A 12806-nucleotide genomic window follows, 5' to 3' on the forward strand; every position below is an offset into this window, starting at 1 on the left:
TAGAGCGCTGTTGAAATCAGCTTCGGCGCCCAGACCCTTATTTTCTCTATGTCACGCATTTTCTCTCCTTTTGTGCTGGTGCTTCTGGTGCTGGCCGAATGGTACGGCCTGCAAGCCGTTCGCATGTTGATACACGCCGATACGGCCTTTGGCCGGCGCCTTACTACCGGGCTTTATTTGCTCATCACCTTGGGTATCTGGGTATTGGGCATCTGGGCCATGATGACGCGCCGCGAGCATGCCACCTACAAAGCTTATTTCGGGGGCTTGCTGATGGCCATGATTGCGGCGCAGCTCCTGACCATGGTTCCGCTGTTGCTGGAAGACGTGGTGCGCGTCGGCCGGTTTGCGGTACGCCAGTTTTCGCCTTCCGATGTTGCCACCACGGGCACACCAATTTCGCGCAGCACGTTCCTGAGCTGGTTTGCGGTGCTGCTCGGCGGCATTCCGTTTGTGGCCCTGCTCTGGGGCATGGTAAAAGGCGGCACCGACTACCAAGTAAAGCGCGTAAAGCTGCGTTTTGCCAACCTGCCCGCGGCGTTTGACGGCTTCCGGGTGTTGCAGATTTCAGATTTGCACACGGGCTCGTTTCAGTCGAAAGAGCCGTTGCAACGTGCTGTGGATCTGATTAATGCACAGAAAGCCGACCTCATTTTCATGACCGGCGACTTGGTGAACAACTACGCGCACGAAGTCGAAGAGCACATCGACACGCTGGCCGGCATCAAATCCGACTTGCCGATTTATTCCATCCTCGGCAACCACGATTACGCCGATTATGTGCAATGGGAAAGCCGCGAGGCCAAAGCCGCCAATTTGCAGCGGCTCATCGGCAACCACGCCAAAATCGGGTGGAAGCTCATGCTCGACGAAAGCCACACCATCGAGCGCAACGGCGAAAAAATCGCGGTATTGGGCGTCCAGAACTGGGGCAATAACCTGCATTTCCCCAAGTACGGCAACCTAGCCAAAGCCCACGCCAGTTCCGGCGACGCGCCTTTCAAGATTCTACTCTCGCACGACCCCTCGCATTGGGAAGGTCAAGTACTTGATTATCAAGATATTGACCTGATGCTAGCGGGCCACACCCATGGATCGCAGTTTGGCGTCAATTTGCCTTTTCTCAAGTGGAGCCCGGTGCAATACGTGTACAAGCAATGGGCGGGCCTGTATCAGAAAGGCAAACAGTACCTGTACGTCAACGTGGGGCTGGGCTTTATTGGGTACCCGGGCCGGGTGGGCTTTCTGCCCGAAATCACTGTGTTTGAGCTACATCGGGCGTAGCGCCAAAAGGACTTTTACTCTGGAAAGCCACAGCCAGCCGGTTGTGGCTTTTTTGTGGGCGTACGTTCTGGCTGGGCAGTAACCTACAGTAGAGCTCAGCGTATATGCGTCAATCCTAATGGAAGAAATCCTATCCCCCTTCCTTTTCTCTCACCTTCCCGATTTATCATGAAAAAGACACTGCTGCTGTTGACGAGCGCTGCGGCGCTCACGATGGCTTCCTGCTCCCAGGATAAACCCGCCGATACGGCTACGACCACAACTACCACGACCACCACCACGACCTCGGACGCCGCTTATCGTGATCGGGCCGACCGCATTGCGCAGAAAATGGCCACCGACATGAAAATCACGGATACGGCCGTGGTATCGCGGGTGCGCACAGCGTACTACAACCGCGCCCGCCGCCTGAGCGAGCTGCGCAGCCAATACACGTCCGACACGACGGGCATGGCCGCCGCAATGCGCGATGCCAACACGGAAACCGATTCGGAATTCAAAACCATCTTCACCGATCCGGCTCAGTATCAGGCGTATGAAACCAACCGCGCCACGTACGACGATGCGAATTATGCCGATAACTCGTCGTCGTCGGATGCCATGAGCTCTTCCGACTCCTCGGGCACGACCATGAGCGCCGACGCGTCTTCTGGCAGCGCTTCCGATGCGGGCTCTACTACCAGCATGTCCGTCGATAAAGCCAAGCTGAAAGGTGACAACGGCAGCAAGATGAAAGTAAAAAGCGACGGCGACGTGAAAGTCAAAGACAGCGAAGGCAACAAAGGCAAAATGGACGCCGACGACGGCACCGTGAAAAGCAAGCCTGTCGACGCCCCAAAAACGAAAATCAAATAAGGGAGCACTTATTGGCTGCTTTTTTGTTCTTGCCCAGCCCGCACCTGCAACGGTGCGGGCTTTTTTTGGCTCAGTAGTTGGCTACCTTGCAGCCTTCGTAGAATTTGCTTGCCTTGAGTATTCGTTCGTCGCACGTCCTGTTGTCCTTCTTTGCCAAGCACGCCAGCTTGTTGCTGCTTTTGCTGCTGCTTTCGGGGGCGGCTTCGGCCCAGATTCGCGTGACGGGCACCGTGACGAGCGCGCAGGATGGCAAGCCCATAGCGGGCGCCAGCGTCGTGATTCAGCGCACGGGTCGGGGCACGGCCGCCGACGATCAAGGCGATTTTAATGTGCAAGCCGCCAGTACAGATACGCTGATATTCCGAGCCATCGGCTTCAAAACCAAGCTTTTGCCTTTGGGCGGCTCGGGGCTCTCGCAGATTATTATTCAGGTGAAGCTGGAGCGCGCCAACATTCAGTTGGGCGAAGTACGGGTGCAACCCGGCCGCCCCGACGACGCCACCATCAACCGCGCGCTGCGCAACATCAAGCGCCTCACGCCGCCTGCCAATGCCGTGCGGCGCCCACCCAAGCCCAAGCCGCTGTTCCCCGTCGATTCGACGGCGCCCAAGACACCCGTGCCCACCGTGCAAAGCCCGGTCAGCCTGATTTACGATCAGTTTTCGAAGGAAGGCAAGCAGCGCCGCAAGCTGCAAGAGCTTCAGGCTCAGGACAAAGCCGAACAGCAGCGCAAAGAGCGCCAACAGTACAACAAGAGTTTCAAGGACAACCGCGGCTACGAATAGCGCCAAGGCAAGGCTTCTTCGTCTTTATGGCAAGCATTTGATTATCAAATACTTGCCATAAAGGCGTTTCTATTTACTGGGCAAGCCGTTTGCGGCATTTATTAACCATTCGCTTACCGCCGCCGTAAGCTCGGGGTATGAGAATTGGATATCCCTGCGTCAACGAAACCCTGGATTGTAGCTCGTCTACCACGTTTCGGCTGGCGTCTTATTCCGAAGAGCGCCTGATCAGCAGCGTGGCTTCCAACTTGGCGTGTTTGCAACGGATTCTGGAGTACAACGTGGCCAACGAGCTGCGCTTTTTCCGCATTAGCTCGGGAATTGTGCCATTTGGGTCGCACCCGGTCAATACATACCCGTGGCAAACGCATTTTGCAGCCGAGTTTCGCGCCATTGGCGATTACATAAAAGCTGAAAACCTGCGCATTTCGCTGCACCCCGATCAGTTTGTAGTGCTTAACTCGCCCGATCCGGACATTGTGCAGCGGAGCATTGCCGAGTTGGTTTATCAGGGCTCAATGCTCGATTTAATGGGTCTCGACTCGACGGCCAAGCTCCAGATCCATGCCGGTGGTGTGTACGGCGACAAAAGCAGTGCCCTAGCCCGTTGGATCGAAACGTATCACCAAATACCGGAAGCGGTGAAGGTGCGGCTGGTGGTCGAAAACGATGACCGCCTCTACAGCTTGCGCGACTGCCTGGAACTCCACACGGCCATCGGCGTCCCCATCTTGTTCGATAATTTTCACCACGAGTGCCTCAACCACGGCGAACCCATGTCGGAGGCCTTGCGGCTAGCGGCGGCCACTTGGGACCCCCAGCGCGACGGCGTGCTGATGATGGATTATAGCTCTCAATCGCCGGGCGAGCGCAAGGGCAAGCACGTGACGTCCTTGGAGGAAGATTTGTTTCGCGAGTTCCTGACGCATCTGCATGGCCTCGACGTCGATATCATGTTGGAAATCAAGGACAAAGAAGCCAGCGCTTGCCGGGCCGTGAGCATCTTGCGGGAATTACAACTGGTAGCCTCCTCAGTAACTATTTGATTGTCTGTATTTTACGCAAATCCATTCACCTACTTCGATTTCTCTATCTGATGGCTAACGAACCCGCTCCCACCGATCGCCTAAACCTTACAATTAAATCTTTGAAAAACGGCCTGACCAGCATTCCGCTCAGCGCCGCTATGGACATGCTCGAGGCTTGGCAGCAAGACTTTCTGCAGAGCGGCCAACCGGCGTTGCAGGACATAGGCCGCGAAATCGGCAACCTGCAGTCGTTGCTCACCACATCCAAACTCGACGGCGGAGCTATCGGCCAGTCGCTGAGCCTGCTGGGCTCCCAGACCAACCAGGCTGCTTTTCAGGCGCCTGCTGACCAGCAAGCCGATCTTCGTACCATCGGTGACTTGCTCATCAAGAAAGGCGCTGAGCTGGATAAGCAGCGCTAAAACCCTAGACAGGCATTTTGCACACAAAAAGGCCGCTGACACAAGTTGTGTCAGCGGCCTTTTTAGCTGTTAGGAATCAGCTTCCGACTACATGCCGGTTGTGCTGCTGGTTCTCTTGGTTTTGGTGGTTTTGCTGGCTTTGGTAGCCTTGGTTTTCGTACGGCCCGAAGTTGTGCCGCTCGTAGTCATGTCGCCAGCGCCGCTGGTCGTGCCATACGAGGTAGTGCCGCTCGTGGTGCCGCTAGTCGTGCCTGCAGTCATCGAGCCACTTGTAGTGCCCGAAGTTGTGCCGGTCGTCATGGCGCCGCTCGTGGTGCCCGAAGTGGTTGCGCTGGTAGTAGTGCCGGCGGTCGTGCCGTACGAGGTAGTACCCGCGGTAGTGCCGCTAGTCATCGAACCGCTTGTAGAGCCCGAGGTGGTTCCCATGGTACCCGATGTAGTGCCGGTAGTAGTTCCTACCGTTGTGCCGGTTGTACCGGCGGTGGTGCCGTACGTTGTCGAGCCCGATGTGGTGCCTACTGTTGTACCTGCAGTCGTTCCCGATGTGGTACCAGCAGTCGTTCCAGTGGTAGTGGTTTGGGCGTTAGCCGACGTGATACCCGCCGCGAGTAGCGCAGCAATTGCAAAAGCAGTTTTCATAAGAATTGGTGTTGGGCTGAAAATGGTAGAATAAGATTCTCTTATACCATGTCCTAAAGACAAGTCAGCCTTTTACGGGCAAATGGGCAGCAGTGTTCGTAAATGGCTGATTATATGACAAATGCTATACAGTAGAACTAATCAATTTTCCAGCTTCAAAACGCGTCAAGCAGGAATTTTCTAGCGGTCACGAGCAATAAAAAAATGCGGTTACTGTCCAGCATCTAGTCAGCTGTACTACCCAAGCTGCTTTTACCAAGGCCGACAAGGAATTGTACGATGCCGGCTTGCGGCCACCTTACTCATCAGGCAGCCATTAGCGCATGCCCAAAAACAAAAACCCCGCCTCCAACTTGGAGGCGGGGTTTAAAGTGGAGCTGCAGGGAGTCGAACCCTGGTCCAGACAAGGAAGCCGTCGAGCTTTCTACGTGCGTATCTATGCTTAGATTTTCGTGGTATCCCAGGCGCACATCAGGCCCTTGGTTTACCCTTAGATGCAGTTAGATTCGCTGCGTGGTCACACCTCCCACGCAACTATCCCTTTACTTACGACGCCCCGTGCTCACCCGTGAAAAGGAGGACGGATGCGGGACGATGACATTACTTAGTACCTAGACTAAGCAGCCATGGCGTAGCTATACTCGCCGGTTGTTGTTCGGATAACTTTTTGGCAGGAGATTTACCCAACTCCCGGCACGCTTACTCGCGACATGCTCAAGCTGTCAATTCCGGTCAGCCCCAAATGAGAAAGAACAAGTGCCAGCGTAACTGCCGGCAGGGTGCGAAGATACGCATCCAACCCACAAAACGTTACTTGTTCCCGCATTTGTTCCCTTCCAAAGACCGTCTTTTCGGGGTATCTTTGCAGGAAGGAGTATGGAAAATTTCGTCGTTTCGGCCCGTAAGTATCGTCCCGCCACCTTTCGCAGCGTAGTGGGGCAGCAGCACGTGACCACCACGTTGCAGAACGCTATTCTGAGCAATCATCTGGCGCAGGCTTTCTTGTTTTGCGGACCACGCGGCGTGGGCAAAACCACCTGCGCGCGCATTCTGGCCAAAACCATTAACTGCCAGAATCTCACCCCCGAAGCCGAAGCCTGCGACACGTGCGAGTCGTGCCGGGCCTTTAACCAGAACGCTTCGTTCAATGTGCACGAGCTGGACGCGGCCTCCAACAACTCGGTCGAAGATATCCGCTCGTTGGTAGAGCAGGTGCGCTATGCCCCCCAGACGGGCCGCTACAAAATCTACATCATCGACGAAGTGCACATGCTCTCCAACGCGGCCTTCAATGCCTTTTTGAAGACCCTGGAAGAGCCGCCGTCGTATGCTATTTTCATTCTGGCAACTACCGAGCGCCACAAAATCATCCCCACGATCCTGTCGCGGTGCCAGATATTCGATTTTAACCGCATTCGCGTTGAGGACATTCGCAAGCACTTGCGCTATGTGGCCACGCAGGAACAGGTTGAGGCTGAGGACGATGCACTCCACCTCGTAGCCCAGAAAGCCGACGGTGGTCTGCGCGATGCCCTCTCGATGTTTGACCAGATGGTGACCTTCGCCGGCCACCACTTGACTTACAAGGATGTCGTACAGAACCTGCACGTACTGGACTATGAGTACTACTTCCGGCTAGTTGATGCGCTCCTGACCGAAAACCTCTCGGCAGCCTTAATGCTACTGGATGAGGTGATGCAAAACGGCTTCGACCTCCACAACTTCGTGGTGGGCGCTGCCGAGCATCTGCGCGGCCTGTTGGTGTGCAAAGACCAAGTGACAGTACAATTGCTGGAAGTATCGGAAGGCATCAAAGCGCGCTATGTGCAACAGGCTCAGGCCGCGCCGCTGTCTTTTCTGCTCTCGTCCCTGAACCTCGTGAGTCAGTGCGACCGCGAATTCAAACAGGCTAAAAATCAGCGCCTACACGTTGAGCTTACGCTCATGAAGCTGGCTTATCTCAACGGTGCTGTGCAGTTTGCCCGCGACTTGAGCAACGGCTCCGCCAGCAACGGCGAGGCTAAAAAAAAAACTAGTGTAGCTACTGCTGCGCCAGCTGTTCAACCTGTTAGCACTAGCGAGTTTGTTGCCCCGGCAGCACCTCAGCCCGTTGCGCCCTCTCCCCTTTCTGCGCCGGTAGCTATGTCGGCGCCGGCTGCGCCGGAGGAGATGATCCCGGTTGAAAGTGGCATTGAGGAGATGCACGATACGCCCAGCATCGAGGACGAACCCGCCGATATGCCGGTTACGTCGCATCAATTTCGCGATACCAGTCCGCATGTGGAAATTGGCCGGCCGAGTGTGGCCGGCCACGAGCCCGGCGTGGCCACTTTGCCGCCATTGACAGTAGCTGCTCCGCGACCGCTGTCGGCCACGGCTAAGCCCGTTGGCCTGGCAGCCAAGCTCCCGAGTCTCAATGACTTAAAGGCACAGGTAGCGCAACCCAGCGCCAAGAAAGCAGTGGAACTGGAAGAGCCCAGCGCCCCGGTCTTGGGATTGCAGCCGGTAAATACTGAATTGCTCCAGCGCGTCTGGAATGAGCTGAAAGAAGAGCGACGGGCCCAAGACAAGATGAGCGAATACACGGTGCTCAATCGCCCGGTAGCAGCCGACGAGCAGCATGTGATTCAACTGGTCGTCGACAATCCGATTCAGGTAGATCAGTTCAACGAATTGCGCATCGACTTTTTGGGTGAATTGCGTCGTCGCACTGGGTATCCGCGCCTAAGCATCAATGTAGTAGTAGCCGAGCAGACCGATACCAAACGCAAGCTCTACACCTCTAGCGACAAGTTTGAATATCTCGCTGAGAAGTTTCCGATGCTCCGCGAAATGAAAAATCGCCTGGGTCTCGACGCAGATTTCTAAGGATTCATCTTCTCAAATAAGAGTCCGCAACTTTTCAGGCGGTCGTTCTTTGTTCCGGACGAAAGCCGTTTGATGGGCAGAATGCGCCTCGTCTAAACGTCGATTTACCAGCCTGTCTGCTGGGCAGGCCCGGAGGCAGTTTACCTTCCTACAGCTCTGCTTCCCAGCAACATGTACCAAGCAAAATGCTAGAGCGCGGAGGCCGTTTTTTCGCGGGGTTTTGCCTGCTCTTCGGGCGGCATTGTAGCACTACGCTCATAGCAAAAAGGATCGAATTGGTAATTACTTAGTAATCAATACTATACCTGATCACGTTTTTAATTCCAGTGCTTGCCTCCTATCTTTGATTTCTTATCCCTCAGGCCTGTTTTTTGCTCCGGAAATTCGTGAAAAAACCCTTTCTGCTTTTGTTTCCGGCTTTAGCGGCTTTGGGCCTTACCACGCAATGCCAATCCAGCAAACCGGCTGCAACGACTACTTCGGCAGTTACGGCTCCGGCCCCGACGGTCAAAGAATACAAATACGAAACCGTTGAGGGTGACCCACTTAAGGCCCGCATCTATACCCTCGCCAACGGCCTAACCGTGTATTTGTCGGATTACGACGACGCACCACGCATCCAAACATATTTGGCGGTGCGCGCAGGCTCCAAAAACGATCCGCACAACGCCACCGGCTTAGCGCACTATCTGGAGCACATGGTGTTCAAAGGCACTTCGCAGCTCGGCACGCAGAACTGGGCCGCGGAAAAGCCGGAACTCGACAAGATAGAGGCACTGTACGAAACCTATCGCACCAAAACGGACGCCGCGGAGCGTAAGCGCATTTACCACCAGATCGACTCGATTTCGAGTGTGGCGGCCAAATACGCCGTCGCTAACGAGTACGATAAGGTAATGGGTGCTATTGGCGCCAAAGGATCGAACGCTTACACTTCGGTAGAACAGACTGTCTATCAAGAAGATATCCCTTCGAACCAAATCGAGAAGTGGGCCGCTATCCAGTCGGAGCGCCTGCGCGAAATGGTGCCGCGCCTGTTTCATACGGAACTGGAAGCCGTGTACGAAGAGAAAAACCGTACGCTGGACAGCGATTTTTCGAAGGAATTTGAGGCGATGAACGCCACGCTGTATCGCAAGCACGAGTACGGCACCCAAACGACCATCGGCACGATTCAGCACTTGCAGAATCCGTCGATCACGGAAATTAAAAACTACTTCGGCAAGTACTACATGCCCAATAACGTGGCACTTTGCCTAAGCGGCGATCTGGATTACGACCAGACCATCCGCATCATCGACCAATACTTCGGTAAGCTGCCTACCAAGCCAGTGCCCACGTTTAACGTGGCGAAGGAAGATCCCATTGCGGCTCCCATCACGAAGGAAATAGTTGGTCCCGACGCCGAAAACGTGATGATTGGCTTTCGCTTCCCGGGCACAACCACCCAGGATGCGCTGGTGCTGCGCATGATCGATAAAATCCTGAGCAACGGCCAGGCCGGTCTGATTGACCTAAATCTGAACCAGCAGCAAAAGGTATTGCAGGCGGCTACGATTACGGACATCAACAACGATTACTCGACGCACATCCTGTACGGTATGCCGCGCCAAGGCCAGACGTTGCAGCAGGTGCGTGATCTGCTCCTCGCCCAGCTTGATAAGGTAAAGAAAGGCGACTTCCCCGAGTGGCTTATCCCGGCCATCGTCAACAATGAGAAGCTGCAGCGTACCAAAAGCTACGAGAGCAACGAGGCCCGCGCCGGTGCTTTTGTGGCGGCTTTTGTGGCCCACGAAGACTGGAAGGATTACCTGAAGCAGTTCGATGATTTTGCCAAAATCACGAAGGACGACGTGCTGCGCGTTGCCAACCAATACTACGGCACCAACTACGCGCTCATCTACAAGCGCACCGGCAAAGACACCAGCACGCCGAAAGTCATCAAACCTGCGATCACGCCGGTACCGGTCAATCGGGATGCTGCTTCGGCTTTTTACAAGCAGGTAACGAGCATGCCGTCGCCGGATTTGCAGCCGGTTTTCGTTGATTATCAGAAGGATATCCAGCAGGCCACGCTGAAATCGGGCATACCGCTGTATTACAGTCAGAACACCGAAAACGGTTTGTTCAACCTGTACTACATCCTGGATATGGGCACGAACAACGATCCCAAACTGGGCTTAGCGGCTGATTATCTGCAATATCTGGGCACCGACAAGTACACAGCGGCGCAGCTGCAACAGGAGTTCTACAAGCTGGGCTGCTCGTTCGGCGTTTTTTCCGGCCAAGACCGGGTGTATGTAAGCCTGAGCGGGCTGGACACCAACTTTGAGCCGGCTTTGCAACTGTTTGAAAGCTTGCTGGCGAGCCCCAAACCAGATGCCAAGGCGCTCAACGACATGGTGGCGGGCATTCTAAAAGCCCGCCAAGACGCCAAGTTGAACAAGCAGGTGATCCTAAGCCAGGCGATGGTGAATTACGCCAAATACGGCCCCAAAAATCCGTTCACCAGCATTCTGCCAGAGAAGGAGCTTCGCGCCTTAAAACCTGCTGACCTCACGGCGCTCACCAAGAAGCTGACTTCTTATCAGCATCGCGTGCTGTATTATGGCCCACGGCCTGCTGAAGTACTTCAGGCAAGACGAGAAGCTGTTCCAGTTGACACGCAAAAAGTGGGGAATATTGTTAAGCGTATTATCGATACGTCCGGAAACCTGCTCCAAGTACTCAACAAATTCCACCAAACACCCGCTAAGCTCACTCCGGTGCCGGCTGATAAGGATTTTGCGGAGCAGCCCATGAAGGACCGCAAGGTCTATTGGGTGGACTACAACATGGTGCAGGCCGAAATCCTGTTTTTAACTAAGGGCGACATTTACAACAAGGAAATTGTGCCCACTGCGAGCCTTTACAACGAATATTTCGGAGGCTCGATGGGCAGCATTGTATTCCAAGAACTACGCGAGTCGAAGGCGCTGGCGTATTCGGCTTCGTCGCGGTACGCCAACGCCGATAAGCTGGGCCGATCCAACTATGTGCTCTCCTACATTGGCACCCAGAGCGACAAGCTCCCCGAGGCGATGGCCGGGATGGAAGCGCTGCTCAACGATATGCCGGTGGCTGAAGCGAACCTGCAAATCGCTAAAAATGCCATTCGCAACAGCATCGCTACGGAGCGCATCACCAAGTCCGACATTCTGTTCAGCTACGAGCGTGCCCGCCGCCTGGGCCTCGATTATGACGTGCGCCGCGACGTGTACGAGAAGACTTATAACATGAGCTTCGACGACCTGAAGAAGTTTCAGGAAGCCAAAATCAAAGGCCAAAGCCAGACGATTTTGGTGATTGGCTCGAAAGACCGCTTGAATTTCAAGGAGTTGGCCAAATACGGACAAGTCCAGCAACTTACGCTGAAGGAGATTTTCGGCTATTAATAACTACTTGTTAATCAAGGGCTTGCAAATTGGCTTGTTTGGCATACTCCGTACGCATCGGAATTAGTTTGCAAGGCCTAACGTGACAACCTGCTTTTACTTAATACAACCCAAAACACCAATAACTGTCAACTAACAACTGACACATTTCAACAATGGCAGAACAGAAAATCACCATTAAAAACGGCAAGCTGACGGTACCCAATACTCCCGTAATCCCTTTCATCGAGGGCGATGGTACAGGTCCGGATATCTGGGCGGCTTCGCAGAAAGTGTTTGACGCAGCGGTGGCCAAAGCATATGGCGGCGCGCGCAAACTGGTGTGGAAAGAAGTGCTGGCCGGCGAGAAATCCTTTAAGCAAACCGGCAACTGGCTGCCAAACGAAACGCTGGACGCGTTCCGCGAATACTTAGTAGGTATCAAAGGCCCCCTGACGACTCCCGTGGGCGGCGGCATTCGGTCGCTGAACGTGGCCCTGCGCCAAGAGCTTGACCTATATGCGTGCGTGCGCCCGGTGCGGTGGTTTGAAGGCGTGCCATCGCCGGTGAAGCAGCCAAACCTGACGGATATGGTGATCTTCCGTGAAAACACCGAAGATATTTATGCCGGTATCGAGTACATGAACGGCACGCCGCAGGCGCAAAAAATGCTCGAATTTTTGCAGGACGAAATGGGCGTGAAGAAAATTCGCTTCCCCGAGACGTCTTCGTTTGGCATCAAGCCGGTTTCGAAGGAAGGCACCGAGCGGTTGGTGCGCGCGGCCATCGATTATGCCATCACGCACAAGAAGCCTTCGGTGACCATCGTGCACAAAGGCAACATCATGAAGTTCACGGAAGGCGCGTTCAAAACCTGGGGCTATGAACTGGCCGAGCGCGAGTTTGGCGACAAGGTGTTCACGTGGGCTCAGTACGACCGCATTGCGGCGAAACAAGGCCAGGACGTTGCCGATGCTCAGCAGAAAGCCGCGCTCGACGGCGGCAAGCTGCTCATTAAGGACAGCATCGCCGACGCCTTCTTACAACAAATTCTACTTCGCCCAGCTGAGTATTCGGTAGTAGCTACCCTCAACCTGAACGGAGACTACATCTCCGACGCGCTGGCAGCTATCGTGGGCGGCATCGGCATCGCGCCCGGCGCCAACATCAATTATATAACTGGCCACGCCATCTTCGAAGCTACCCACGGCACGGCGCCCAAGTATGCAGGCCAAGACAAAGTAAACCCCGGCTCGGTGATCTTGTCCGGCGCCATGATGTTCGAATATTTGGGTTGGCAGGAAGTTGCCGACCTCATCTACAAAGGCCTCGAAGCAGCCATCGCGTCCAAGCGCGTGACCTACGACTTTGAGCGCTTGATGGAAGGCGCTACTTTGCTGAAATGCAGCGAGTTCGGCGAAGAGATCATCAACAGAATGTAATACTTTGGCTAGACCAAAATAAAAACCCACGTTGGCTTTAGCTGGCGTGGGTTTTTATTTTAAAGTTCTG

9 protein-coding genes and 1 other RNA gene are annotated in these 12806 nt (G+C 54.7%); 8 read left to right on the forward strand and 2 right to left on the reverse strand.

Going from position 1 to position 12806, the window contains the following annotated elements; all coding sequences use genetic code 11:
- Positions 1 to 48 precede the first annotated feature (48 nt).
- The 5 genes from FHG12_RS04955 to FHG12_RS04975 all read left to right on the forward strand — a co-directional run bounded on the left by FHG12_RS04955 (position 49) and on the right by FHG12_RS04975 (position 4374).
- Positions 49 to 1284 carry a metallophosphoesterase gene (locus FHG12_RS04955; RefSeq protein ID WP_139514676.1) on the forward strand — a complete coding sequence of 412 codons (1236 nt, stop codon included), beginning with the start codon at positions 49 to 51 and terminating at the stop codon, positions 1282 to 1284.
- A 168-nt stretch (positions 1285 to 1452) separates the two neighbouring features.
- The gene (locus tag FHG12_RS04960) at positions 1453 to 2139 is read left to right on the forward strand and encodes a hypothetical protein (protein ID WP_139514677.1); all 687 of its coding nucleotides are present in this window, start codon (positions 1453 to 1455) and stop codon (positions 2137 to 2139) included.
- A gap of 113 nt (positions 2140 to 2252) precedes the next feature.
- The gene (locus tag FHG12_RS04965) at positions 2253 to 2924 is read left to right on the forward strand and encodes a carboxypeptidase-like regulatory domain-containing protein (RefSeq protein ID WP_165699309.1); all 672 of its coding nucleotides are present in this window, start codon (positions 2253 to 2255) and stop codon (positions 2922 to 2924) included.
- A 137-nt stretch (positions 2925 to 3061) separates the two neighbouring features.
- Complete coding sequence (uvsE, locus tag FHG12_RS04970) at positions 3062 to 3970, forward strand: UV DNA damage repair endonuclease UvsE (protein WP_139514679.1); 909 nt, start codon at positions 3062 to 3064, stop codon at positions 3968 to 3970.
- 50 nt (positions 3971 to 4020) lie between these two features.
- Positions 4021 to 4374, forward strand: coding sequence for a hypothetical protein (locus FHG12_RS04975; RefSeq protein ID WP_139514680.1), 354 nt, complete (start codon positions 4021 to 4023; stop codon positions 4372 to 4374).
- Between the two features lie 87 nt (positions 4375 to 4461).
- On the opposite strand, the gene FHG12_RS21065 is transcribed toward FHG12_RS04975, so the two are convergent.
- A complete protein-coding gene (locus FHG12_RS21065; protein WP_196240457.1) occupies positions 4462 to 5013 on the reverse strand; it encodes a hypothetical protein in 552 nt (183 codons plus the stop codon).
- A gap of 369 nt (positions 5014 to 5382) precedes the next feature.
- Positions 5383 to 5753, reverse strand: a transfer-messenger RNA (tmRNA) gene (ssrA, locus tag FHG12_RS04985).
- 136 nt (positions 5754 to 5889) lie between these two features.
- On the opposite strand from ssrA, the gene FHG12_RS04990 reads away from it, so the two are divergent.
- From FHG12_RS04990 to icd, 3 genes are all read left to right on the forward strand, one after another.
- A complete protein-coding gene (locus tag FHG12_RS04990) occupies positions 5890 to 7881 on the forward strand; it encodes a DNA polymerase III subunit gamma/tau (protein WP_139514681.1) in 1992 nt (663 codons plus the stop codon).
- A gap of 386 nt (positions 7882 to 8267) precedes the next feature.
- A complete protein-coding gene (locus FHG12_RS04995) occupies positions 8268 to 11315 on the forward strand; it encodes a M16 family metallopeptidase (protein WP_230471295.1) in 3048 nt (1015 codons plus the stop codon).
- Between the two features lie 155 nt (positions 11316 to 11470).
- Positions 11471 to 12736, forward strand: a complete 1266-nt coding sequence (icd, locus tag FHG12_RS05000; RefSeq protein ID WP_139514682.1) for an NADP-dependent isocitrate dehydrogenase — start codon at positions 11471 to 11473, stop codon at positions 12734 to 12736.
- Positions 12737 to 12806 lie beyond the last annotated feature (70 nt).

It is taken from the genome of Hymenobacter jejuensis (genome assembly GCF_006337165.1).
Classification (GTDB): Bacteria; Bacteroidota; Bacteroidia; order Cytophagales; family Hymenobacteraceae; genus Hymenobacter; species Hymenobacter jejuensis.

What these genes read in the sequence shown, in the direction of transcription:
- FHG12_RS04955 (WP_139514676.1), top strand. Translation starts at nt 49, where the DNA reads ATGTCACGCATTTTCTCTCCTTTTGTGCTGGTGCTTCTGGTGCTGGCC.
- FHG12_RS04960 (WP_139514677.1), top strand. Translation starts at nt 1,453, where the DNA reads ATGAAAAAGACACTGCTGCTGTTGACGAGCGCTGCGGCGCTCACGATG.
- uvsE (WP_139514679.1), top strand. Translation starts at nt 3,062, where the DNA reads ATGAGAATTGGATATCCCTGCGTCAACGAAACCCTGGATTGTAGCTCG.
- FHG12_RS04975 (WP_139514680.1), top strand. Translation starts at nt 4,021, where the DNA reads ATGGCTAACGAACCCGCTCCCACCGATCGCCTAAACCTTACAATTAAA.
- FHG12_RS21065 (WP_196240457.1), bottom strand. Translation starts at nt 5,013, where the DNA reads ATGAAAACTGCTTTTGCAATTGCTGCGCTACTCGCGGCGGGTATCACG.
- FHG12_RS04990 (WP_139514681.1), top strand. Translation starts at nt 5,890, where the DNA reads ATGGAAAATTTCGTCGTTTCGGCCCGTAAGTATCGTCCCGCCACCTTT.
- icd (WP_139514682.1), top strand. Translation starts at nt 11,471, where the DNA reads ATGGCAGAACAGAAAATCACCATTAAAAACGGCAAGCTGACGGTACCC.